Genomic DNA, 24403 nt, shown 5'->3' with positions numbered 1-24403 from the left:
GATGGCCCGGGACACCGACGACCTCTGGCGGACGATCGACCGGATCGGCGAGATGCCGTACGGCAGCGGACAGGTCGCCGCCGCCGAAGCGCTGCTCCGGCAGGTGGACGCCACCGGCGACGAGCAGCTCGCGTTCGCGGCCCGGATGCTCGCCACCGCCGCCTACTACTACGGCGGCGAGCCGGCCCGCTCGTTCGTCACCTTCTCCTGGTGCCTGGCCGAGTTCGACCGCAACCCGAGGCCCTACCAGCAGCGGCATCAGCACACCCTGCTCTGGTATTTCAAGCACATGGTCAGCGGCCTGCTCGAGTTTCCCGAGATCCCGCTGGACCGCACCATGGCGGTACTCGACGACATGGAACGCCGCTACCGGGCCGGCGGCCACAGCCTCCAGATGGTCTACAAGTACCGGCACCAGGTGGCGGTGCACGTCGGCGCGGCGGACGAGGCCGCGCAGTGGTACCGCCGGTGGACCACCGCACCCCGGGACGAACTCTCCGACTGTGCCGGCTGCGACCCGACGGACCAGGTCGAATACCTCGCCTCGCTCGGCCGGCACGAGGAGGCGGTGGCGCTGGCCGAGCCGGTGCTCGCGGGGCGGCTGGGCTGTGTCGAGCAGCCGCAGTGCGTACTCACCGCGCTGCTGCTGCCGTACCTGCACACCGGCCGGCGGGAACAGGCACGGGACGCGCACCTGCGGGCGTACCGCCGGCACCGGACGAACATCGCGAACATGTCGCTGGTCGGTGACCACCTGACCTTCTGCGCGTTGACCGGCAACGAGGCGCGCGGGCTGGAACTGCTGGAACGGCATCTCGGGTGGCTGGACGAGCCGCCGTCACCGGCCGACGCGATGATTTTCGCCGCCAGCGGGGCGCTGCTGCTGCACCGGCTGGCCGCCGACGGCCACGGGGAGTTGCCGGTGCAGCGGCCGGGGCACCTGGACCGGCCGGCGGCCGAGGTGCCGGTGGCGGCGCTGGCGGACGAGTTGGCCGGTACGGCCCGGGAACTGGCGCTCCGGTTCGACGCCCGCAACGGCACCGGGGCGCAGTCGGCCGCCGTCGCCGAGCTGCTCGGCCGGCAGCCGATCGGCGGCTACCTGCCGCTGTCGCCGACCGCCCGCCGCCGGCCCACCCCTGCCGGGGGTACCGGCACCGTCGAGGCGGCCCCGGCCGGATCGGGCGGGCCGGGTCCGACCACCGAACCCGAAGGGGCCGCCGGGGGATCGGAGCCGGCGTCCGTGCCAACGGTGTCGGCCGGGCAGCCGCCGGCTCCGCTCCACGTACCGCCGGACGCCGGCCCGGAGCAGTTGCTCGACCTGGCCGAGGCGGCCTGGCGTACCGAGCGCGACGACGACCTCTTCGCCGTACTGGCGGTCTTCGACGAGCGGTTCGCCGGACAGCCGCAGGAGCGGTCCGCCGTCGCCCGCCGGGGCGAGTTCCGGGCGGTCGAGCGGCAGGTGGCCGGCGACCTGGCCGGGGCGGTGGCGGCGAACCGGGAGGCGCTGGCGCTGTACCAGCAGCTCCCGGATCCGCTTCGCGCCCAGGTGGTGGCGGGTCGGCTTGGCGTACTGCTGGTGATGTCGGGCGAGCCGGACGAGGGGATGCCGCTGGTCGAGGAGTCCGCCGACTACCTGATGGCGCACGGTGACCCCTGGCATCGGGCCGCCGCGCAGGACCGGCTGGCGGTGGCGTACGCCGAGCGGGGGCGGGGTGCGGAGGCGCTGGCGGCGGTGGAGCGGGCGTCGACCGAGGCGGACGGTGCCGACGACCGCCATCTGGTGGCGCGGATCGCGTTGACCCGGGTCCGGGTCCTGGAGTCGCTGGACCGGGGTGCCGAGGTCGCCGAGGCGGCGCTGCGGGCCCGGGACCTCTACGACGAACTCGGCCTGCCCGTACACCGGGCGGTCGCCAGCCTCGGCTACGCCAACTCGCTCGACGACCCGGAGCGGGCGGTTGCGGCGTACGACGAGGCGGTGCGGCTGGCCACCGACAAGCTCGCGCTGCCGGCCCGGACGGGGCGGGCCCGGGCGCTGGTCGCCGCCGGCCGGCCCGGCGAGGCGGTCGACGACCTGGTGGAGGCGGTCGCCCTCTGCGCGGAGCGGGGCATCGTGGACGGGGCCGCCTACCTGCGCTGGGAGCTGGCCGACGCCTACCGGCGGGCGGACCGGGCGGTGGAGGCGGCCGAGGCGGCGGAGGAGGCGATCGGCGAGCTGGACCGGCTCGGCCGGCAGGCCGACGCGGACCAGTGCCGGCACCTGCTCGCCACCGTCTACCGGTCGCTCGGCGAGGACGGCCTGGCGCTGACGCTGCTGGACGAACTCGCCGACAACCTCGACGGCCCGGACAACCTGCCCGCCCGGGCCGGGGTGCTGGAGGAGGCCGGCGAGCTGCTCTACGCCCAGGACCGGGACAACCTCGCGGCGCAGCGGTTCGCCGCCGCCGCGACCGCGTTCCGGCTCGCCGGGCTGCCGCTGGACGAGCTGCGGGTCCGGCGCCGCGAGGTGGCCGCCCACCACTGGGCCGGCGACCCGGCGGCGGCGCTGGCCGCACTGGAGGTGGCCGACCGGGTGGCGGCGGCCCTGCCCGGCGGGTCCGGCCGGCCGGAGTCGGACGACGCCGAGGTGGAGCCGGCGGTGCGGTGGGAGCGGGCGATGCTGGCCGACGTCGCCGCTCGGGCACTGCTCGGCGCGGACCGGCCGGAGGAGGCACTGACCAGGTTGGCGGGCGCCGCCGACGCGCTGCGGTCGATCCAGGCCTTCGGCGAGGCGCTCTTCGTGGAGTTGCTCACCGGGGAGTTGCTGCTCCGGCTGGACCGGCCGGCCGAGGCCGAACCGCTGCTCCGGGCGACCCTGAACAGTCTGCCCGAGCACTCGGACGCGGTACTGCGGGCGGCCTGGCTGCTCAGTGCCGCGCTCGCCGCCCTTGGCCGTACGGCGGAGGCCGACGCCCTGCGCGCCAGGTACTCCCTCGACCCCGACGACGAGTAGCCGGTCCACCCCGGCCGGACGGGGATCTGTCCGCCCAGTGGCGGCCGACACGCGGCGGGGGGTCGGCGATTGACAGCTGACTAGGCTGGTCGGGTGACGGTGAAGGAGCAGGTGATGGCGACGGAGGCCGGCGCGCCCGCCAGCGGCGTGCGGCGACGGCGGTCCCGGCGCGAGGAGATTCTGGAGATCGCGGTCGGCCTCTTCGCGGCCCGCGGATATCACGGGGTCTCGATGGACGACATCGGGTCGGCCGCCGGGGTGACCGGCCCGGCCCTTTACCACCACTTCGCCGGTAAGGAGGCGATGCTGATCGCCGCGTTGATGCCGGTGAGTGACGGGCTGCTGGCCGGCGGCCGGCAGCGGGTCGCGGAGCATCCGGAGAACTTCCGGGCGGCTCTCGAGTCCCTGATCGACTTCCACGTCGACTTCGCCCTGGCCAATCCGGCGGTCATCGCGTTGCACCTGCACGAGCTGGACCGGCTGCCGGAGGAGCCCCGGCGGCAGATCCGGCGGCTCCAGCGGCTCTACGTCGAGGAGTGGGTGGGGGTGCTGACCGCGCTGCACCCGAAACTGTCGGCGGGCGAGGCGCGGGTGCTGGCCCATGCCGCGTTCGGTCTGATGAATTCCACGCCGTTCCTCGGTGGCGAGGTGGACCGCCAGCGTCGGGCCGCGCTGCTCCGGGCCGCCACCCTGGCTGCGCTGCTCGCCGACCCCGACGACTGAACCGTCGTTCCCGGACGACTGAACGTTCGTTAACCTAAGCCACGTGGCGCTCAGACGCCGCGTCCGACCCTCCGGTCCGCCCGGCCGACGGGGGAGGTTGGCAGCGGTTCACTGAGCGGGGTCGCGGACGGCCGTACGACGAGGTACGGCCGGGTCGAGTACTGGGAGGTAGCGCATGATCGAGTCTCTGCTCGTCGCGAACCGAGGTGAGATCGCCCGCCGCATCATCCGGACCGCCCGCCGACTCGGTGTACGGACGGTCGCGGTCCACTCCGAGGCGGACGCCGACCTGCCGTTCGTCCGCGAGGCCGACGAGGCGGTCTGCGTCGGGCCGGCGAACCCGGCGCAGAGTTACCGGAACGCCGAGGCGATCCTCGCCGCCGCCAAGTCGACCGGTGCCCGGGCGATCCACCCCGGCTACGGCTTCCTGTCGGAGAACGCGGACTTCGCCCGTACCGTCGAGGCGAACGGCCTGGTCTGGGTCGGTCCCGGCGCCGACGCGATCAGCGCGATGGGCGACAAGATCAACGCTCGTAACCTGATGGCCGCCGCGGGCGTGCCGGTGGCGCCCGGCACCACCGAGCCGGCCGACACGGTCGAGGCGGCGCTCGCCGCCGCCGAGGAGATCGGCTTCCCGGTCATGGTCAAGGCCGCCGCCGGTGGCGGCGGGATGGGCATGGCGGTCGCCGCCGACCCCGCCGGGCTGCGCGGCGAGTACGACAAGGTGCGCGCCTTCGCCGAGCGGATGTTCGGGGACGGTTCGGTGCTGATCGAGCGGTACTTCCCCCGGGTGCGGCACGTCGAGGTGCAGATCCTCGGCCTGGCCGACGGCCGGGTGGTGGCGCTCGGCGAGCGGGAGTGCTCGGTGCAGCGGCGCAACCAGAAGCTGGTCGAGGAGTCGCCGTCCCCGGCGGTTTCGCCCGAGCTGCGGGAGCGGCTGCTGGCCGCCGCCGTCCGGGCCGGCGAGGCGGTGAACTACCGCAACGCGGGCACCGTCGAGTGCCTGCTCGATCCGACGACCGGGGAGTTCTTCTTCCTGGAGATGAACACCCGGCTCCAGGTGGAGCACCCGGTGACCGAGCTGGTCTACGGCGTCGACCTGGTCGAGGAGCAGTTGCGGGTGGCGGCCGGGCTGACCCCGAACTTCGACCCGGACGCGCTCGCACCGCGCGGGCACGCGATCGAGCTGCGGGTCAACGCCGAGGACCCGAAACGGTTCCTGCCCGGTCCGGGCGCGGTGACCGCGTGGACCGAGCCGACCGGCGCGGGGGTACGGGTCGACTCCGGATACGCCCTCGGCACCACCGTCACCCCGTTCTACGACTCCCTGCTGGCGAAGCTGATCGTGTACGGCGCCGACCGGGCCGAGGCGATCGACCGGGCCCGTGCCGCGGTGGCCGGATTCGAGATCGCCGGACCCAAGTGCAACCTGCCGTTCTTCGCCGAGCTGTTCGACAACCCCGAGTTCCTCGGCGGCGACTACGACACCGGCATCGTCGGCCGGATGCGGGCGAAGAAGTGAGCGGCGGGACGGCGACGGAAACGAGTGGATGGAACGAGGGGACGGCATGACCAACGACCTGCCGGCCGCGGTCTCGATCCGGGAGGTCGGGCCGCGCGACGGGCTACAGAACGAGGAGCCGGTCTCGACCGAGGGGAAGGTACGCCTGCTGGAGCTGCTCGGCAGCACCGGCGTACGCCGGATCGAGGCGGTCTCCTTCGTGCATCCGAAGGCGATTCCGCAGATGGCGGACGCCGACGAGGTGTGGGCGCGGGCGGCGAAGGCACCGGAGGTGCGCTATTCGGCGCTGGTGCCGAACTCCAGGGGCGCACAGCGGGCCCTGGCCGCCGGGTTCACCGAGATCGAGGTGGTGGTCTCGGCCAGCGACACCCACAACCGGCGCAACGTCAACCGGTCCACCGCCGAGTCGCTGGACGACATCGCCGGGCTGATCTCGCTGCTGCACGAGGCGGGGGCGACCGCCGAGGTGATCGTGGCGACCAGCTTCGGCTGCCCGTACGAGGGGGACGTCGACCCCGCCCGGGTGGCCGGCATCGTCGACCGGGTGGTGGCCGACGGGGCGGACCGGGTCGCCTTCGGTGACACCACCGGGATGGCGACACCGCGCCGGGTCCGGGAACTCGTCACCGAGGTCCGGGACCGGCAGCCGGAGATCCCGGTGCTGCTGCACTTCCACAACACCCGGGGTACCGCACTGGCGAACCTGCTGACCGCGCTCGAACTCGGGATCACCGAGTACGACGCCAGCGTCGGCGGGCTCGGCGGCTGCCCGTACGCCCCGGGTGCGAGCGGGAACGTGGCCACCGAGGAGGTGGTGCACATGCTGCACGACATGGGGATCGAGACCGGTGTCGACCTGGAGGCGCTGCTGGAGGCGGCGGCCTACGCCGAGCGGCTCGTCGGCCGGGAGCTGCCCTCCGGGGTGCTCCGGGCCGGCCCGCGTACCCGGCTGGTCTGAGCCGGGCGGGTAACCGCCGCGGTCGGCACGGCGGGCGGAGGTGGCGAACCCCCGGACGGAGACATCCCCCAGATCCGAGTTGCATTGCTAGATTCACATCTGTCACGCAACTCGCCTCGTCGACGGGGCCTCGCGGAGACGCGGACGGTCAGGCCGCGTCGGTCGCCGCGACGGTTGGAGGATTCGTGCGGACCGCAACGTTCCTGTTCAGCACCGTGCTGGTCGTCACCACACTCGCGTTGCCCGTCGCCGTCGCGGACGTCGCGGCGGCAACCCCGGCCACCGATCGGCCGGGCACGATCGACTGGTCGCCGTGTCCGGAGGACGAGACCGCCCAGTGCGGCACGCTCAGGGTGCCCCTCGACTGGTCGCATCCGTTGGGACCGACGATCGAACTGGCGTTGGCCCGGCGCCCGGCCACCGATCCGGGCCGCCGGATCGGCTCGATGCAGGTCAACCCGGGCGGGCCCGGTGGTTCCGGCAGGCTGATGGCCATCTTCGGGGCGGACCGGTTCGGCGAGGAAATCCGCAGCCGCTTCGACATCGTCGGCATCGATCCCCGTGGCGTCGGACTCAGCACCCCGATCCGCTGCTCCCAGGACCTGCTCGACCAGGAGCCGTCGTTCGTGATGCGCAGCCAGGCGGACTTCGACGCCCGGCTGGCCTTCAACGCCCGGTTGCGGGCGGACTGCCGGGCGCGCAGCGGCCTGATCGTCGACCATGCCGACATGCTCAGCGTGGTCCGCGACATGGATCACGTCCGGGCGGTGCTCGGCGACCGGCAACTCACCTACTACGGCCTCTCCTACGGCTCGTTGAACGCCCAGCAGTATGCCGAGCTCTTTCCCGACCGGGTACGCGCGATCGTCTCGGACAGCAATCTCGACCACAGCCTGCGCACCAGCGGTTTCCTCTACGCCCAGGCGGCCAGCGCCCAGGACTCCTTCGACGAGTTCGTGCGGTGGAATGACCGGACGCCGGCCAGCCCGCTGCACGGGCAGGATGTCCGGGCCTTCTGGCACCGGCTGCTCGACCGGGTCGACCGGGGCGAGATCCCGTCCCCCTTCGTCCCGGACGTCGCACTGCGGCCGGAGATACTGATCTGGTTCGTCTTCCGCGCCTTCTACGGGCCGGACTGGTCCTTTCTGGCGGACTTCCTCGTCGACCTCGATTCCGGGGACACGCAGCCGTGGGAGCCGGGCCCGGAACTGCCCGAGGAGACCGAGTACCCGCAGGTCGCGATCTTCTGCAACGACTGGAGCCTGCCGGTGCGCGACTACCGGGAATGGGCCGGGCACCTGCGCCGGACCGAACGGATCGCGCCGGACCTGCGCTACTCGCCGGCCGCTGCCGCCCTGACCGCGGCCTGCCTCGGCTCGCCCGCCCGGATCGCCAACCCGCAACACCCGCTCCGGGTCCGTAACAGCGCCACCCCGTTGCTGGTCACGAACGCGCTGCACGACCCGGCGACCGGATACAACCAGGCGCTCGGGGTGACCCGGCAGCTTGGTCGCGACGGGGTTCTGCTCAGCTACCAGGGGTGGGGACATGGCGTGTACGGCCGCAGCGAATGCACCGATGACGCCATCGAGCGGTATCTGGTCGACCGTGTGCTCCCGGCGCGCGGGGCGGCCTGCCCGGCTGTCGAGCCACCCGCCGAGCCGTGGGCAACCCGAGAGTCGGTCGGCCCGCCGACGGCCGTGAACCGTCCCTTCCCGTACCGGACCATGCCCTGGTCGACCAGGTAGCCATCGAAAGAGGGCCGCGCGGCAGACTGGCGGCGTAACGGAGGTGGGCGCGGACGAACAGGGATAGGCTCGGCGAATGCGGCTGATCAAGTACACCCACGCCTGTGTACGCCTGGAGGCGGACGGACGGTCGCTGGTGATCGATCCGGGCATGTGGACCGAGGCCGAGGCGCTGGACTCGGTCGACCACGTGCTGGTCACGCACGAGCACCCCGACCACCTGGACACCGAGCGGATCAGCGCGGCGGTGGCCACCAACCCGGCGCTGCGGATCTACACCCACGCGGACGTGGCCGGGCAACTGGCCGACCTCGGTCCGGCGGTGGTTCCGGTCGCCTCCGGTGACGAGTTCGACGCGGGCGGCTTCCGGGTGCGGGCGGTCGGCCGGGACCACGCCGAGATCTACCAGGGGCTGCCCGGAATCCCGAATCTCGGCTTCGTGGTCGACGTCGGTACGGCGGGCGGCGGGCTCTACCACCCGGGTGACGCGTTCTTCGTCCCGGACCTGCCGGTGGCGACGTTGCTGGTGCCGACCAGCGCGCCGTGGCTGAAGGTCTCCGAGTCGCTCGACTTCGTCCGGGCGGTCAAGCCCCGCCGGGCGTACTCGATCCACGACGCGGTGGTCAGCGAGCGCGGGGCGCCGATCGTGGACCGCTGGTTCGAGCAGAAGGCCGAGACCGAGTACGCCCGGATTCCGCCCGGCCAGTCGGTGACCTTCGACTGACCGGGCCGGGCGGGCGTCGCGGTGGGGCCGGCTGGACGGCGGGAGGGGCCGGCGTCCACCGGCCCCTCTGTCGCGCGTCGCCGCCCGGTCGGCGACTCAGCCGATCGGCGCGAGCATCGTCGTCGCCGGCCAGCTGTCCCGGAAGATCTGGCTGTCGACGTCGGCGGTCCGCGCCGGCCCGACCCGGGTACCGGCGAAGAGCTGGGTGACCCGGTTGGCCTCGGCCGTGCTCGGGTACGGGTTGGTGCAGCTCGTGCCGGCGCTGCCGCCGGACATCAGCAGCGCGCAGTTGCCGTTGTAGTTGTCGGGCAGCCCGAGGATGTGCCCGATCTCGTGCGTCATGATCCGCAGCGGGCTGTACTGCGCCGCCTGCCGGGTGTCGATGTACACCCGGCCGTTGCCCAGGCTGGTCCGTACGGCGTACGAGCCGCCGCCGGTGATCTGGTAGATCCGCAGGTTGGTGCCGCAGTTGGCCGAGAGCGTCAGGTTCGACGTGGCGTTGTTCCAGATCGAGGCGGCCTGGTTCGCGATGCTGGCGTAGCTGGGCGCCTGGCTGGTGTTGTAGCAGATGGTCATGGCGGCCGACGCGGGCGTGGGGTTGGCCAGCGTGATGCCGAGGGTGGCACCCGTCGTCGCGACGAACGCGACCAGTAGCCGGCTGATGCGTGAGGTCATGGCTCACTTCTCCGATCCGGTGGTCCGTTGGGGGGTGCCAGCAGCGTAGTTATAGACAAATGTCTATAACAACATCCTGTCCGGATACGTGGTCGTTCGGTATGACAGGTGGTCGGCTGGCCCGGGACGGGTCGGATGCAGTAGCCTAACGATCGTTCAGGTCGGTTGGCGCGGGGCTGCGGAGTCCCGCCGCAGGGCCAGGGGGTCGGCGTGACACTCGACGATGCGGCGCTGGAGCAACTCGGCAAGCGGGTCCGGGCCGGCGGAGCGGAGAAATACCACGCCGCCAACGCGGCCAAGGGCAAACTCTTCGCCCGGGAACGGATCGCGCTGCTGGTCGACGAGGGATCGTTCGTCGAGGACGGGCTCTACGCCAACGCGCTCGCCGACGGGCTCCCCGCCGACGGCGTGGTCACCGGCCAGGCCAGCATCGACGGCCGACCCGTCTGCCTGATGGCCAACGACTCGACGGTCAAGGCCGGGAGCTGGGGCGCCCGTACGGTCGAGAAGATCATCCGGATCATCGAGCGGGCGTACGCGAACGGCCAGCCGATGGTCTACCTCGTCGACTCGGCCGGCGCCCGGATCACCGACCAGGTGGACCTCTTCCCCGGCCGGCGCGGCGCCGGAAAGATCTTCTGGAACCAGGTACGCGCCTCCGGCTCGATCCCGCAGGTCTGCGCGCTGTTCGGGCCGAGCGCGGCCGGCGGGGCGTACATCCCGGCGTTCTGCGACGTGGTGGCGATGGTGGACGGCAACGCCAGCATGTACCTCGGCTCCGACCGGATGGTCGAGATGGTCACCGGGGAGAAGACCACGTTGGAGGAGATGGGCGGGGCCCGGGTGCACTGCGCCGAGTCCGGCGTCGGGCACTTCCTCTGCAAGACCGAGGCGGACGCGCTCGACGTGGTCCGCCGCTACCTGTCGTACCTGCCGGCGAACTGGACCCAACAGCCGCCGGCCGCCCCCGCCGTCGCCGCCTCCGACAAGGTCGACCTGGCCGCGCTGGTGCCGGCGAGCGAGCGGCAGGCGTTCGACATGCGCCGGTACGTCAAGGGCCTGCTCGACGCCGACTCCTTCCTGGAGATCCAGGCGCTCTGGGCCAGGGAGCTGACGATCGGCTTCGGTCGGCTCGACGGTCAGGTCGTCGGCGTGGTGGCGAACAACTCGATGTTCAAGGGCGGGGTGCTCTTCGTCGACTCGGCCGACAAGGCGACCCGGTTCGTCCAGCTCTGCGACGCGTTCAACGTGCCGCTGCTCTTCCTCTCCGACGTGCCCGGGTTCATGGTCGGTACGGCGGTCGAGAAGCAGGGCATCATCCGGCACGGCGCCAAGATGATCACGGCGATCAGCGAGGCGACCGTACCGAAGATCTGCGTGGTGGTCCGCAAGGCGTACGGTGCCGGTCTCTACGCGATGGCCGGGCCCGGCTTCGAGCCGGACGCCACGATCGCGCTGCCCACCGCGAAGATCGCGGTGATGGGCGCCGAGGCGGCGGTGAACGCCGTCTACGCCAACAAGATCGCCGCGATCGAGGACCCGGACGAGCGGGCGGCCTTCGTCGCGGAGCGTCGCACCGCCTACGAGCAGGACATCGACATCGTCCGGCTGGCCAGCGAGCTGGTCGTGGACGCGATCGTCGAGCCGGCCGACCTGCGAACCGAACTGGTCCGGCGGTTCGCCGCCGCCCAGCACAAGGACCGCAGTTTCTCCCGGCGCCGGCACGGCGTCACCCCCGTCTAGCAGCCCGTCCGCAGCCCCGCCCCGCCCGGCGCGTCACGAGCGTTCCCGGCGTACCGACCCGATGGAGGAACCTATGGACTTCCGGCTCAGCGAGGAGTACGAGGCGCTGCGATCGAGCGTGCGGTCCTTCGCCCGCGAGGTCGTCGCGCCGGCCATCGCCGAACACTACGAACGGCACACCTTCCCGTACGAGATCGTCGCGCAGATGGGCAAGATGGGCCTGTTCGGCCTGCCGTTCCCGGAGGAGCACGGCGGGATGGGTGGCGACTACTTCGCGCTCTGCCTCGTCCTTGAGGAACTCGCCCGGGTCGACTCCAGTGTGGCGATCACCCTGGAGGCGGCGGTCTCGCTCGGCGCGATGCCGATCTACCGGTTCGGCACCGACGAGCAGCGCGCCCGCTGGCTGCCGAAGCTGGTCACCGGCGAGGCGCTGGCCGGGTTCGGGCTCACCGAGCCGGGCTTCGGCTCCGACGCGGGCGGCACGGCGACCCGGGCGGTACTGGACGGCGACGAGTGGGTGATCAACGGCTCGAAGGCGTTCATCACCAACTCCGGTACCGAGATCACCGCCCTGGTCACGGTCACCGCGGTCACCGGTACCAACCCGGACGGCTCCAAGGAACTCTCCACCATCATCGTGCCGTCCGGTACGCCGGGCTTCACCGTCGCACCCGGCTATTCCAAGGTGGGCTGGTGCGCCTCGGACACCCACGAGCTGACCTTCGACGACTGCCGGGTGCCGGCGGAGAACCTGCTCGGCCAGCGCGGTCGGGGCTTCGCCCAGTTCCTGCGGATCCTCGACGAGGGACGGATCGCCATCGCGGCGCTGGCGGTCGGCCTCGCCCAGGGCTGCGTCGACGAGTCCGTCCGGTACGCCAAGGACCGGCACGCCTTCGGGCAGCCGATCGGCAACTTCCAGGCCATCCAGTTCAAGATCGCCGACATGGAGCGGCGGGCGCACACCTCCCGGCTGGCCTACTACGACGCGGCCGCCCGGATGCTGGCCGGCGAGGACTTCAAGCGGCATGCGGCGATCGCCAAGCTGCACGCCAGCGAGTGCGCGGTGGACAACGCCCGGGAGGCGACCCAGATCCACGGCGGGTACGGCTTCATGAACGAGTTCGCGGTGGCCCGGTTCTGGCGGGACTCGAAGATCCTGGAGATCGGCGAGGGCACCTCCGAGGTGCAGCGGATGATCATCGCCCGCGACCTGGGGCTCTAGCCCGGAACGCCCCGGCCGGCCGACGCACGGCTCGTCGGCCGGCCGGTCAGTTCCGCGATGCCCGCCGACTCGGCCGGCAGTGGCCGACTCAACCGGTGGCGGTCAGCCCGGCCAGGGCGCGGACGGTCTTCCAGTTCCGGCTGGTCGAGGCGACGGCGAGCCGCTTCTCCAGGTAGGCGTTGCTGAACCTGCTCCGGCCGTACCCGTCCGGGTAGTGCAGGTAGAGGTCCCGGCCCGTGTCGGCGACGGTGAACTCGGCGGTCTCGCCCGCCGGCACGGACAACTCGGCCACCCGGTCGGCCCCGGGCGGTTCGGCCAGGAACGCCACCAGCAGCCTCACCTCGTCCGGCTGCCCGGACGCGTACGGGTTGGCGCCGGCCAGCGCCGCCAACTCCGATCCGGTCCGGACCATCACCGCCACGTCCAGGCTCAACTGGTCGGCGAGGGCTCGCCGGATCTCGGCGCCCAGCCGCTCCGGCCCGGCGTCGTCGCCGGCCCCGAAGACGACGTTCCCGCTCTGTAGGTAGGTCCTGACGTCGTCGTACCCGAGTTCGGTGACGATCCGGCGCAGGTCGGCCATGCCGATCCGGTTGTGGGAGCCGAGATTGACGCCCCGCAGGAGTGCGGCGTACCGACCCATCCCGCCTCCCGGTCGACCCTGCCCGACGGTCAGCAGCGTATCTCGCACAGGAAGACCCCGGGCGGACCGTACGCGAGCAGGCCGGAGTCGGGCAGCCAGACCGTCCCGGACAGCCGGTCGTACCGGTCGGCGGCGAGCCGCAGCATCGGGCCCGGCCGGTCCCGGAGCAGGTCCTGCAACCGCAGCTCGTTGTCGTGCACGGTGGCCCGCCACCGGCCGTCCGGGCTGGTGGTCGCGGTCCGGTCCGGCTGGGGGCGGGTGCCGCCGCCCGGAAGGCTCGGCAGGAGCTGCCCGGTGACGGCGTCCCAGGCGCGGTCGCCGTCCTCGGCCGAGGTGAACAGCCAACTGCTGTCGGCGCCGGCGGCGAGGGAGAGGATCTGGTGGCGGTACCAGCCGGTGAGCCGGAACCGGAGCTCTCCGGTCGCCGTGTCGACGACGTGCACGTAGGTGGCCGAGGGTGGGTCCTCGGGACCGGCCGACACCAGCCCGTCGGAGGTCCAGACGGCGAGCCAACTCCCGTCCGGGCTGAGGCACACCCGCCGGGCGACCTCCCGGCGGCCGAAGTGCGACGACCGCCAGCCCGGGTCGGCGAGGCGCAGCCAGGACGCGACGGGCTGCCCGCCCGCGACGGCCAGCAGAGCGCCGTCGGCGCTGAGGTCGACGTCCCAGGCACCGCTGGAGCCGGCGAGGGCGCGGACCAGGGCGTCACCCGCGGAGCGCTTGACCAGTACCGGCCGGCCCAGGCCCGCCTGCACGGCCTCGGCCTGGTCACCCCAGCCCGGATGGTGCTGGAGGTGGTAGAGCAGGACGTCCCGTACCGCCTCGGGCGGATCGGTCGGGCCGAGCAACGGCGCGATCTTCGTCAACCCCTGGCGCAGGCTGCCGATGCCGGGCGCGGTGTCGCCGGTCCCGGCCTCGACCGGCACCGGCCGCCGGGCGGTACGCTGCGCCACCCCGGTCAGGTCCGCGACCGGTCCGACCGGCCCCTCCCGGAGCAGCCGCTCCCCGACCCAGCGGAGGTCTCCGGCCAGCAGCCGGGCCTCGGCCAGCGCTCCGGCGTCGAGCAGGTGACCGACCAGGTGCGGCCACAGGTACCCCTCGGTACCGTCCAGACACCACCAGGCCGGGTCCGGAGCAGTGCCGGCCAGCGCTTCGGCCCGGGGTAGCCGGCCGGCGAGTGCGGCCACCAGCCCGGTGTTCGCCTCGGCCAGCCGCTGCTCGCCGAGGTCGAGCCGGCCGATCGCCCGGACCACCGGGTCCACAACCAGCCGTCCGAACCCGTACCCGGCATCGGGCGACCGGGCCGGCGAGGCGACCCGGTCCGGAGCCGGCCGGATCAGCGACAGCTCCACGAGCCGCCGGCACAGTGCCGCCGTCTCCGCCGGGCTCATGCCGGCGGTCGTCCGCCACACCGTCTCGACCAGCGGCAGCGGGATCTCCGCCGCCTCCGCGAAGACCCCGAGTTCGGCCAACCGCTCCGCCCCGCCGGGAGGCAGCAGGCCGGTGCGGGTACGCAGCGCCGCCCGGACCGACCGCTCGACCGCCGCCGCGTCCGCCGGGACGACCCGGACCCATCCCGACAGGGTGTTCCGGTCCGGCATCGTCACCAGGCTGGTCCGCGCCCGCCCCCGGACGAGCAGCCGGCTGGCATCGTCGGCACCGGCGGGGACGCCGTCGACGACCACCAGCAACCGCCGGTACATGTCGAGGATGCGGTCCTCCTCCGCGGACCATTCCCCGTCGGCGTACGGCACCGGTGCTCCGGCCAGCCCGACGTTGCGCCGGTGCCGGCGGACCGCCGTACCCGGCTTGTCCCGGGCACCGGGGCCGGCCGTGAGCCACCAGGTACGGCCGGCGAAGCGGCGCCGGATCCGGCGATCGGCGCAAACCAGTCGGGCCAGCACGCTCAGCCCGTAGCCGGCCACCTCGGTTGGCCCGTCCGGTACCAGCGCCACGCCCCGGGTCTCCCGCCGGGTCGTGCGGCTCAGCAGCAGGCGTACGGCCTCGCGTACCGCCTCCGGCGGGGCGAGGTCCAGCCACTCCGGCAGTGGTGGTGGCCCCGGCAGGACCTGGCGACGGTATCCGCGCTCCCGGCGCAGCTTGCGGTCCAGCCGGTCCATGATGCCTCCCCGGCACCCCGTGATGAACTGCTCGTGTGCAAAGTGTTCCAGGCAGTGACACTCGTCGAAAGGCGGCGTCGAAAACGGGACGCCTTGCCGGGCACGGTTGCGGATACTGCCCGGATGACGACGGAACCTGATGCGCCGCTCGCGGTCGCGGTCGGCGGGGAGGACCCGGAGCTGTCGGGGCGGCTCAGCGCGGAGCTGACTGCCTTCAACAACGCGGCGACCGGCGCCGACGACGAGGCCGACCTCTCGGTCCGGGTGACCGACGGGGTGGGCGAACTGGTCGGCGGCCTGACCGGCTGGACCTGGGGCGGCTGTGGCGGCGTCAACATGCTCTGGGTCCGGGAGGACCACCGGCGGCGCGGCGTGGGCGGCCGGCTGCTGCGGGCCGCCGAGGAGGAGGCCCGGCGGCGCGGCTGCGACCGGATGATCGTCTCGTCGTTCGAGTTCCAGGCGCCGCCGTTCTACCGCAGGCACGGCTACGTCGAGGTCGGTCGCAGCGAGGGCTTCCCCGGCGGGTACGCCGACCTGCACTTCATCAAGCGGTTGGACGGCTCGGAACCCCGGTCCCGGATCCGGGTCGTCGCGGTGCTCGACGTCCCCGAGGAACACCTGGCCGCCTTCGCCCGCTACGAGGAGCGGGTGCTGGCACTGCTGGCCGGACACGGCGGCCGGCTGGAGCAGCGGCTGCGTACCGGCGACGGCCGGACCGAGGTGCACCTGCTGTCGTTCACCGGGCGGGACGGGTACGACTCCTACCTGGCCGATCCGCGCCGGGCGGCGTACCGGGCCGAGGAACTGCCCGGCGTCGAGCTGGCCGCCCGGGACCTGGAGGTCTCCGAGGTCGATCCACCGCCTCCGGCGGGTTAGCCGGCTCCCGGGTCGCCGCCGTCCTGTCGGCGGGCGGCCCGGCGCCGCTGCCGGACCAGGAGCACGAGCAGGGTACCGACCAGGATCACCGGGGCGGCCGTGCCGAGCAGCCAGTCGGTGCGGGAACCCCGCTCGGGGCGTACCCGGGTGGCCCCGGCCGCCGGCGACGAGATCTGGTTGCGGGATTCCTGACCCGCCGCGACGAGCTGGCCGACCGTCGCGTCGGCGGGCAGACCGAATCCCCAGTCGAGCAGTGCGGCCCCCTGCTCCCAGCCGCGCCGCGGCTGCGACTCCGCACCGAGCAGGGTGACCAGCAGGGTACGCCCGTCCCGCTCGGCCGCCCCGACGAAGCTGTGCCGGGCCAGGTCGGTGTAGCCGGTCTTGCCGCCGAGCGCGCCGGGATAGCGGTGCAGGAGCTGGTTGTCGTTCCAGATCGGATAGCCCTTGGTGTTGTTCGCCGCCTGCGCCGGCACCTGCGCCATCTTCGTGCCGGCGTACCGCCGGAAGTCGGGGTGCCCGAAGCAGGCGCGGGCGATCAGCGCCAGGTCGTAGGCGCTGGTGTACTGCCCGGGACCGTCCAGCCCGGACGGTGTGGCGGCGTGCGTCTGGTGCGCGCCGAGCCGGGCCGCCTCGGCGTTCATCGCCGCGACCCCGCCGGCCTGGCCACCGGTACCCCCGCCGAGCCGGGCCAGCACGTTCGCCGCGTCGTTGCCGGAGTTGAGGATCAGGCCGAGCCAGAGCGTCTCCACGGAGTACCGGCCGCCCCGGACCAGCCCGACCGCCGAGCTGCCCGGCTCGAAGTCGAGGTCCGACTCGGTCACCTCGACGACCTGGTGCGGGTCGAGGTGCGGCAACACCGCCGCCACCAGCAGCAGCTTCTGCACGCTGGCCGGTACGCCGTACTCGTGCGGGCCACAGCCGCCGAGCACGGCACCGCTGGTCAGGTCGGCGACCAGCCACGAGGTGGCGGTGACCCGGGGCGGTTCGGCGACGCCGGACGGGGTGACCAGACCGGCGGTGGCCAGCGCCGGTCCGCCGACCGCCGCCTGCGCCGGGTCGAGCGGGGGTGGGGCGGGCCGGGTGGGGCGGGGCACCGGCGGGCTCGGCGTCGGGCAGGGCCGGGCCGGCGTACCCGCTCGGGCCTGGGCCGGAGTCCTCGCCATCGCGGCTCCGGGTGCGCCGCCCATCGTCACCCACGGCAGCACCAGGAGGGCGCTGGCTACTCTGAGTACGAGCAACCCTCGGGTCATACTCCGGAGAGTAGTCTTCGTCATCCGTACGGGTGGCAGGTTCGGATATCGGGCGTCAGGCCGGGCGCTCCGGCATATCCGTCGCTCCGGTCCCTACGACGTGCCGGCGGTCCCGGGTGAGCAGCAGCGCGAGGCAGGCGATCGTGACGCAGACGGTCATGCCCAGGAACAGCGCGACGGCGTTGTCCCGGCCACCGAGCCCCATCAGCGGGGCCGTCACCGCGGCGAGTACGCCCTGGAGGGTGCCGAGCACCGCCGACCCGCTGCCGGCCGCCTTCGGTACCCGTTGGATCGCCAGCGCTGTCGCGTTCCCCATGATCATGCCGAGCCCGACGAAGAAGAGCAGCAGCACGACCGCGACCGCCCGGTCGAGGCGCCCGGCCAGGGTGACCGCGAGCAGGCCGCCGGTGGTGGCCAGCATGACGGCCAGGCCGATCCGGAGCAGGAGCGCCGGGGAGGCGCCCCGGCCGACGACCCGGGCGTTGACCGCACTGCTCAGGGTGGCGACCAGCGCACCGGCGGCGAAGGCGACGGCGGCCTGCCGGACGGAGAGCTGAAGGACGTACTGGAGGAAGAAGGGTGAGGCGGCGATGTAGCAGAACAGGGCCGCGAAACCGAAACCGAACGCGAAGATGTAGCCGAGATAGATCCGGTCGGTCAGCAACGACCGCGCGGTGGCCAGGGTGGCACGCAGCCCGCCGGCGTGCCGGCGGTCCGGCGGCAGGCTTTCGGGTACCCCGACCAGCGCGACCAGCAGGGTGAGCAGCAGCCCGACCGCGAGGGTGAGCCAGACGGCGCGCCAGCCGGCGGCGCTGGTCACCACGCCGCCGATCAGCGGTGCGGTGATCGGGGCGATGCCGCTGAGCGCCATCAGGATGCCGAACATCCGGGCGGCGGCCGGCCCCTGGGCGGTGTCGGAGATGACGGCCCGCCCGACCACCACCCCGGCGGCCGCGCTGAATCCCATCACGAACCGGAGCGCGGTCAGGGTCTCCAGGCTGGGCGCGAACGCGCAGGCGGCGGCGGAGGTGGCGCAGAGCGCCGTACCGGCGAGGATGAGCAGCCGACGGCCGTACCGGTCGGAGAGCGGGCCGAGCACGAGTTGCCCGAGGGCCAGCCCGATCACGAACGCGGTGAGGGTGAGCTGGATTCCGGCGGGGTCGGTGCGGAACTCGTCGGCCATCCGGGGGAAGGCCGGCAGGTACATGTCGATGCCCATCGGCGGCACGAAGGCCAGCAGCACCAGAGCGGGGAGCAGCAGCCGGCGTGACCTGCCGGGTGGCTCGCCGGTTGTCTCTGGCGGTGGGGATGGGCTGGACTCGTCGGTCCGGGAGGGGGCGGAAGTCACGACCGCAAATTACTATACCTATATAACTATGTCTAGCGTTATTCTCGTGAAGTGAAACGAGTGACCATGGCGGACGAGACGGTTCTCCGGCAGGCGAGGACACTCGTACCAGTTCTGTACCAACTGAGCCGGGTGATGCGGCTGCACGGCGTCGACGCGGCCGGGCTGGGCCAACTGCCCCCCTCCGAGCTGGAGGTGCTGCGGTACGTCGCCGACAGCCCCGGAGTCTCCGTGAGCACCCTCGCCCGTGACCTCGGCCTGCACGCCAGCAACGTCAGCGCGACCGTCCGCGCCCTGGTGGCCCGCAACCTGCTCCGCCGCGAACCCGACCCGAACGACCGGCGGGCCGTACGGCTGCACGCCACCGTCGACGCGGCGCACGGCTCGGCCCGGATCGAGGACGCCTGGGCCAGGATCTTCGCCGACGCCATGGCGGAGATCAGCGACGAGCAGCGGGCCGAGCTGGCCGACGCCGCCCCGGCCCTCGGCGCACTCGCCGAACGCCTCCGGGCCCGCCGCGCCACCGAACGCGGCTGACCCGGAGCCCCGAGCCCGGCCTCGACCCGGCACACCGGACAGTCGATTCTGACCGGATAGCGGCTGACGGCCGACTGCTCAGGGTGTTTGCATGTGCGCCGAGGGCGACGAGCGGGCGTCGCCTCAGGGGAGGTTCGGGGCATGTTCGCTGGGTTCGGACGCTTGCTGTGGCGCTGGCGCTGGGCGGTACTGGTCGGCTGGCTGGGGCTCGTACTCGCCGGGGCGACCCTCGGCGGACAGGTCTTCGACCGGCTGGTCGACACCGACAACCTCCGCCCGGACGCCGAGTCGCAACGGGCCGACCGCCGGATCGCCGAACTCCTGCCGGAGGGGGCGACCGTGGTGGCGATCGTCCGGGACCGGGACCCGTACGACCCGGCGCTGGTGGCCAGCGTCAACCGGGTACGCGCCGAGATCCAGGCCGTACCGGGGGTCAGGGAGGTCGAGGACCTCTACAACGCGGCGGGCGGCCGGATCGGCGCCGACAACCGCAGCACCCTGGTCCGGGTCGAACTGGCCGACGGGTTGCCCACCGCCGAACGGGAGGCGGCCGAGGACCGGGTGGCCGCCCTGCTGCGCGGCATCGACGCCCCACAGGTGCTGGTCGGCGGCGAGGAGCTGGCCGAGCGGGCCTTCGCCGAGCAGGCGATCGACGACGCGGCCGTCGGGGAGTCGATCGCGCTCGGCGTACTCCTGGTGGCGCTGGTGGTGATCCTCGGCGGCCTGCTGGCCGGGGTGCTGCCGCTGCTCGCCGCGCTCGCCGCGGTCGCGGTGACCCTGCTCGGCCTCTACGGCCTGACCGCGGTCACCGGGGTCGGCGAGTTCACCGTCAACGTGGTGACGCTGCTCGGCATCGGCCTGACCGTGGACTACGTGCTGCTGCTGATCGCCCGGTTCCGCGAGGAGCGTGGCGACGGACCGGGTGGCGGCGACGGGCCGGGCGGCGGCGATCCCGCCGAGGCGCTGGCCCGGACGATGGCGACCGCCGGCCGTACCGTGCTGATCTCCGGCCTGGCGGTCGCGGCCGCGATGGTCGGCCTCTACGCCTTCGCGGAGCCGCTGCTCGCCGCGATGGCGCTCGGCGGCGCGCTGGCGGTGGCCCTGGCCACGCTGGCCGGGCTGACCCTGCTGCCGGCGCTGGTCGCCGTCGCCCACCGGCACATCCCGGCGCCCGGCGCCCGGACCTGGGTACGCCGGGCCCTGGCCGCCGCCGCCCGCCCGGCCCGCCGCATCCTCCCGGCCCTCCCCCGGTCGGGTACGCCCGCCGCCCACCCCGGCCTGCTCGGCCGGCTCGCCGGGTACGCACAGCGCAGGCCCGGACCGGTGGCGTTCGGTGTCTCCGCCGGCCTGCTGCTGCTGGCCCTGCCCTTCCTGGCCGGCGCCAACCTGGCCAACTCCGACGCCCGGGCGCTGCCCCGGTCGATGGAGGCGCGGCAGGTGCACGACGTGCTGCTGCGCGACTTCGAGGCGGGCCGGGCCGCCCCGGTCACCGTCGTCGTCGAGGCGGATCCGGCCAGCGCCGAGGTGCGGGACCTGATGAACCAGCTCAACACCCTGCCCCAGGTGATCCGGATGCAGCCCCGCCCCGACGTACCGGGCCCGGCGGTGGTGATCGACCTGACCCCGCGTGGCGCGACCGGCGGCCCCGAGTCCCGCGAACTCGTCCGCGCGGTGCGCGCCCTCGACCAGCCACTGCCGCTGCTGGTCGGCGGGTCCGCCGCCGAGCTGGTCGACTACCGGTCGTCGGTCGCGCAACGGCTGCCGTACGCGGTAATCGTGCTGTTGCTGGTCACCACCGTCCTGCTCTTCGTACTCACCGGTTCGCTGGTCATCCCGGTCAAGGCGCTGGTGATGAACGTACTGACCCTGCTCGCCACCCTCGGGGTACTGGTCGTGGTCTTCCAGTGGGGTGTCGGGGCGGCCCTGCTCGGGGTGGAGTCCTGGGGGGCGATCGACCTCACCACCCCGGTACTGCTCTTCGTCTTCGTCTTCGGGCTGTCGATGGACTACGAGGTGTTCCTGCTGGCCCGGATCAGGGAGGAGTGGCGCCGCTGGTCGGGACTGCGTACCCCGGAGGCCCGCACCCGGGCCGGGGAGCGGGCGGTACTGGCCGGGATCACCCGGACCGGTCCGGTGGTGACCTCGGCGGCGGTCTGCATCACCATCGTCTTCCTGGGTTTCCTGCTCGGTGACCTGACGGCGGTCAAGGAGATCGGCTTCGGCATGGCGGTGGCGGTACTGCTCGACGTCACGGTCGTACGCGGGCTGCTGATGCCGGCGCTGATGAGCCTGCTCGGCGAGTGGAACTGGTGGGCGCCGGCTCCGCTGCGCCGGCTGCACCGGCGGTTCTCCGGTGACGTTGCGCAACCGTCCGCCGCCGGACCGCCGGCCGCTCCGATCCCGGTTTCCGCCGAACGGTGAGGGTTCGGTTACCGGCCGGATCGGGCATCAGTGATCTGTCGGATATCTATGTCCTCTTCCGTCGGTAGCGCGACGTATCTCTGCCGGCGCCGTACCGGGCTGCGTAGTCTTCCTGCCCATGACTCCGGATCATGGCGCTGACCGGGTTCCGGGTGGCTTCGCCGAGTTGCTCCGTCGGCGCCGGCTGGCGGCCGGGCTGACCCAGGCCGAACTCGCCGAACGGGCCGCCGTCGGGATCCGTACAGTCCGTGACCTCGAACGGGGCCGGGCGTCCCGTCCACAGCGGACGACGGTCGAGTTGCTCGCGGCCGCGCTCGGTCTGGCCGGTCAGGACCGGGCCGACTTCGTCGCGCTGTCCCGGGGCCAGGCCGGCCCGGCGGTGGAGGCGGGCGGCGACGTACCGGTCCCGCCGTCCCGGCGCCGGCCACCGCGCGGCTTCGGGCTGCCCGAGCCGGGTGAGCTGATCGGACGGGACCGGGACGTCGCCGACCTGGCCGCGATGCTGACCGAGCAGCCGCCGGGGGCGCGCGGAGTGGTCAGCCTGGTCGGTCTCGCCGGGGTCGGCAAGACCGGGCTGGCCCTCAAGGTGGCCCGGGAGGTGGCCGACGACTTTCCCGGCGGCACCAGCGGGATCGTGATGATCGAGGGCTCCACCGAGGGCGACGTCCTTTCGGTCGTCGCCACCGTCTTCGGCGTCGGCCGGGCCAGCGACCTCGCCGGCCGGTTCTCGGACGCGCCGTCGCTGCTGCTGGTGGACGCCGTCGAGCGGGCTCCCGGTGCGGCCGCCGAGGCGCTCAACCGGCTCGCCGAGATCGCGCCGACGCTGCGGGTACTGACCACCGGACGGCACCCGGTGGGGCTCTCCGGCGAGCGGGTCCGGCCGGTCACCCCGCTGGAGGTGCCGCCCGCCGACGTCCCGGCCGACCTCGCGGTGGCGGCCGACTATCCGGCCGTCGCGCTGCTGCTCGCCCGGCTGCGCCAGATCGGCCGCGAGCCGCCGCAACCCGACGAGGTCGTCGCGCTGGTCGAGCTGGTACGCCGGTTGGGCGGGCTGCCCCTCGCCATCGAACTCGCCGCGGCGCACGGCCGGGTGCTCAACCTGAACGAGCTGCTCGACCGGTACGGCAACCGCCTGCTCGACCTCGGCAGGCCGCCGGTGGGTCGGGAGGCGGTGGTGACCCTGCGGGACACGGTGGCCGCGAGCTACCGGCTGCTCGACGCCGACGAGCGTGCCGCGCTGCGCCGGCTCTCGGTGCTGCGCAACCGCTGGTCCGTGGAGCTGGCCGAGGCGATGCTCGCCCCCGACCCGGTACCCGCCGACGGTGCGACCCCGGCCGGTGGCCCGGGGTTCGCCGAGGGCGACGGTCCGTCCGGGGGTACCGGCGGCGAGCGGAGCGGCCCGGTCGACCCGGTACGACTGTTGGACCGGCTGCTGGCGCACGGACTGATCAACTCGCGGGGTACCGGACCGCTGCGGTTCCGGGTACTGGACGTGGTGCGGGACTTCGCCGCCGAACGGGCCACCGCCAACGGTGAACTCGCCGCGATCCGTCGACGGCACGCGTCGGTCTTCGCCGCGTTGGCCGCCCGGGTCGCGCCGGACCTGGCCGGTGCCCAGCTCGTCGAGGCGGTCGGCCGGCTCGACGAGGTTGCCGGTGACCTCTGGACCGCACTGGCGTACTCGGCGAACGACGACCCGCACACCGCGCTGCGGCTGGCCGGGAACCTCGCCCGCTGGTGGCGTTACCGGGGACGGGACGTTGCCGGCCGGCAGTGGCTGCGCCGGCTGCTGGACGATCCGCGCACCGGTGACGCCGATCCGGCGGACCGGGCGTGGGCGGAGGTCGGTGTGGCGCAACTCGCCCAGGAGCACGGCGCCGGGCCGCAGGAGCTGCCGGCCGCCGAGTCGGCGGTGGCGGCGTTCCAGCGGTTGTCCGACGTATCCGGTGAACTGGCGGCCCGGAACGTGCTCTGTGGACTCTGGACCGCGATCGGCGGCCACGACGAGGCGCGCCGGCACGGCGAGGCGGCTCTGGAACTGGCCACCCGTGCCGGACGGATCCGGGACATGGCGGTGGCGCAGAACAACCTGACCTGGCACGAGATCCGGGTCGGCGATCTCGCCGCCGCCCGACGCCGGCTGGCGGCGGTGGACCGGCTCGCCGGGGAGTGCGGCGAGGAGCGGCTCCGGGTGCTCGCCCGGGCCAACCTGGCCGAGGCGGCCCGACTGGAGGGCCGGTACGCGGACGCGGTCCGGCACGGCCGGCAGGTGGTGGCCGCGCTGGCCGACCTCGGCGACCCCGGACACCGTCGGCGGGCGCTCGGCACGGTCGGCCTCGCGCTCGCCCAGGACGGGCGGATCGACGAGGCGACGGCGGTACTCGCCGAGTTGCGGGCCCGGAAGTCGGTCGACGGTGCCGGTCCGGCCGAGCTGGAGCCCGGACGTTCCCGGACGGACGAGATCGCTCCCCGGGACGACGGGATCTGCGCGCTGATCGAGGCCAGCCTGGCGATGTGCCGGGGCGACCGGGAGTGGGCGGCCGAGTGGTACGCGGCGGCCGTACGGGCCTGCGAGGGCTCGCGTGATCTGCGGGACGTGGCCGAGGCGCTGGTCGGGCTGGTGGCGAGCACCGACGAGCCGGCGGCCCGGGCGGCGGCGGTGCGGCGTCTCGACCAGGTCTGCCGGGAGGGCGCCATCGTGCTGCTGCCCCGGGAGCGGGCGCTGGTCGACGCGGCGGTCACGGACCGGACGGAGACGGGCGTCGACCAGGCTGAGAGCTGACGGGTGGCTTCGGGTTGTCCGTCACCTTGGGGCCGTGGGGGGCGGGGGGGCGCCCCCCCCCCCCCCCCCCCCAGACCCCCCCCCCCCCCCCCCGCCCCCCCGCCCCCCCCCCCCCGCCCGCCGTT

The 24403-nt window shown here is 73.5% G+C and carries 17 protein-coding genes; 12 read left to right on the top strand and 5 right to left on the bottom strand.

Going from position 1 to position 24403, the window contains the following annotated elements; translation table 11 throughout:
* Position 1: 1 nt before the first annotated feature.
* The 6 genes from V1634_RS30475 to V1634_RS30450 all read left to right on the top strand — a co-directional run bounded on the left by V1634_RS30475 (position 2) and on the right by V1634_RS30450 (position 8664).
* Positions 2 to 2989: a hypothetical protein gene (locus V1634_RS30475; protein ID WP_331211174.1), complete on the top strand. Its 2988-nt coding sequence runs from the start codon at positions 2 to 4 to the stop codon at positions 2987 to 2989.
* A 114-nt stretch (positions 2990 to 3103) separates the two neighbouring features.
* On the top strand, positions 3104 to 3712 hold the full coding sequence (locus tag V1634_RS30470; RefSeq protein ID WP_331211237.1) for a TetR/AcrR family transcriptional regulator: 609 nt from the start codon (positions 3104 to 3106) through the stop codon (positions 3710 to 3712).
* A gap of 175 nt (positions 3713 to 3887) precedes the next feature.
* Positions 3888 to 5234 (top strand): acetyl-CoA carboxylase biotin carboxylase subunit, encoded by a 1347-nt coding sequence (locus tag V1634_RS30465; RefSeq protein ID WP_331211173.1) that lies wholly within the window; start codon positions 3888 to 3890, stop codon positions 5232 to 5234.
* 58 nt (positions 5235 to 5292) lie between these two features.
* Positions 5293 to 6192, top strand: a complete 900-nt coding sequence (locus V1634_RS30460) for a hydroxymethylglutaryl-CoA lyase (protein WP_331211236.1) — start codon at positions 5293 to 5295, stop codon at positions 6190 to 6192.
* 185 nt (positions 6193 to 6377) lie between these two features.
* Positions 6378 to 7940, top strand: coding sequence for an alpha/beta fold hydrolase (locus V1634_RS30455; RefSeq protein WP_331211172.1), 1563 nt, complete (start codon positions 6378 to 6380; stop codon positions 7938 to 7940).
* Positions 7941 to 8016: 76 nt separating this feature from the next.
* A complete protein-coding gene (locus V1634_RS30450) occupies positions 8017 to 8664 on the top strand; it encodes an MBL fold metallo-hydrolase (protein ID WP_331211171.1) in 648 nt (215 codons plus the stop codon).
* Positions 8665 to 8760: 96 nt separating this feature from the next.
* Here the strand turns inward: V1634_RS30450 and V1634_RS30445 are convergent, their stop codons facing one another.
* Complete coding sequence (locus tag V1634_RS30445; RefSeq protein ID WP_331211170.1) at positions 8761 to 9339, bottom strand: snapalysin family zinc-dependent metalloprotease; 579 nt, start codon at positions 9337 to 9339, stop codon at positions 8761 to 8763.
* A gap of 210 nt (positions 9340 to 9549) precedes the next feature.
* Between V1634_RS30445 and V1634_RS30440 the strand changes: the two genes are divergently transcribed.
* Together V1634_RS30440 and V1634_RS30435 are read left to right on the top strand one after the other, a co-directional pair.
* Entirely contained in the window at positions 9550 to 11082 is a 1533-nt protein-coding gene (locus tag V1634_RS30440; protein WP_331211169.1) for an acyl-CoA carboxylase subunit beta, read from the top strand.
* 73 nt (positions 11083 to 11155) lie between these two features.
* Positions 11156 to 12304: an acyl-CoA dehydrogenase family protein gene (locus tag V1634_RS30435; protein WP_331211168.1), complete on the top strand. Its 1149-nt coding sequence runs from the start codon at positions 11156 to 11158 to the stop codon at positions 12302 to 12304.
* A gap of 88 nt (positions 12305 to 12392) precedes the next feature.
* On the opposite strand, the gene V1634_RS30430 is transcribed toward V1634_RS30435, so the two are convergent.
* Together V1634_RS30430 and V1634_RS30425 are read right to left on the bottom strand one after the other, a co-directional pair.
* On the bottom strand, positions 12393 to 12944 hold the full coding sequence (locus V1634_RS30430) for a DUF1697 domain-containing protein (protein WP_331211167.1): 552 nt from the start codon (positions 12942 to 12944) through the stop codon (positions 12393 to 12395).
* A gap of 29 nt (positions 12945 to 12973) precedes the next feature.
* Positions 12974 to 15064: a hypothetical protein gene (locus V1634_RS30425; protein WP_331211166.1), complete on the bottom strand. Its 2091-nt coding sequence runs from the start codon at positions 15062 to 15064 to the stop codon at positions 12974 to 12976.
* 123 nt (positions 15065 to 15187) lie between these two features.
* Between V1634_RS30425 and V1634_RS30420 the strand changes: the two genes are divergently transcribed.
* Complete coding sequence (locus V1634_RS30420; protein ID WP_331211165.1) at positions 15188 to 15940, top strand: GNAT family N-acetyltransferase; 753 nt, start codon at positions 15188 to 15190, stop codon at positions 15938 to 15940.
* Here the strand turns inward: V1634_RS30420 and V1634_RS30415 are convergent.
* Positions 15937 to 17190, bottom strand: a complete 1254-nt coding sequence (locus tag V1634_RS30415; protein WP_331211164.1) for a D-alanyl-D-alanine carboxypeptidase family protein — start codon at positions 17188 to 17190, stop codon at positions 15937 to 15939. The two genes, V1634_RS30420 and V1634_RS30415, sit on opposite strands and share 4 nt — an antisense overlap.
* 55 nt (positions 17191 to 17245) lie before the next feature.
* Positions 17246 to 18538: a multidrug effflux MFS transporter gene (locus V1634_RS30410; protein ID WP_331211163.1), complete on the bottom strand. Its 1293-nt coding sequence runs from the start codon at positions 18536 to 18538 to the stop codon at positions 17246 to 17248.
* Positions 18539 to 18589: 51 nt separating this feature from the next.
* On the opposite strand from V1634_RS30410, the gene V1634_RS30405 reads away from it, so the two are divergent.
* The 3 genes from V1634_RS30405 to V1634_RS30395 all read left to right on the top strand — a co-directional run bounded on the left by V1634_RS30405 (position 18590) and on the right by V1634_RS30395 (position 24278).
* Positions 18590 to 19075 (top strand): MarR family winged helix-turn-helix transcriptional regulator, encoded by a 486-nt coding sequence (locus V1634_RS30405; protein WP_331211162.1) that lies wholly within the window; start codon positions 18590 to 18592, stop codon positions 19073 to 19075.
* A 141-nt stretch (positions 19076 to 19216) separates the two neighbouring features.
* A complete protein-coding gene (locus V1634_RS30400) occupies positions 19217 to 21496 on the top strand; it encodes an MMPL family transporter (RefSeq protein ID WP_331211161.1) in 2280 nt (759 codons plus the stop codon).
* 118 nt (positions 21497 to 21614) lie between these two features.
* On the top strand, positions 21615 to 24278 hold the full coding sequence (locus V1634_RS30395) for an ATP-binding protein (protein ID WP_331211160.1): 2664 nt from the start codon (positions 21615 to 21617) through the stop codon (positions 24276 to 24278).
* Positions 24279 to 24403: the final 125 nt, after the last annotated feature.

Origin of the sequence: Plantactinospora veratri, assembly GCF_036421995.1 — a bacterium.
GTDB lineage: Bacteria > Actinomycetota > Actinomycetes > Mycobacteriales > Micromonosporaceae > Plantactinospora > Plantactinospora veratri.
This window is presented reverse-complemented; position numbering and strand designations above follow the sequence as displayed.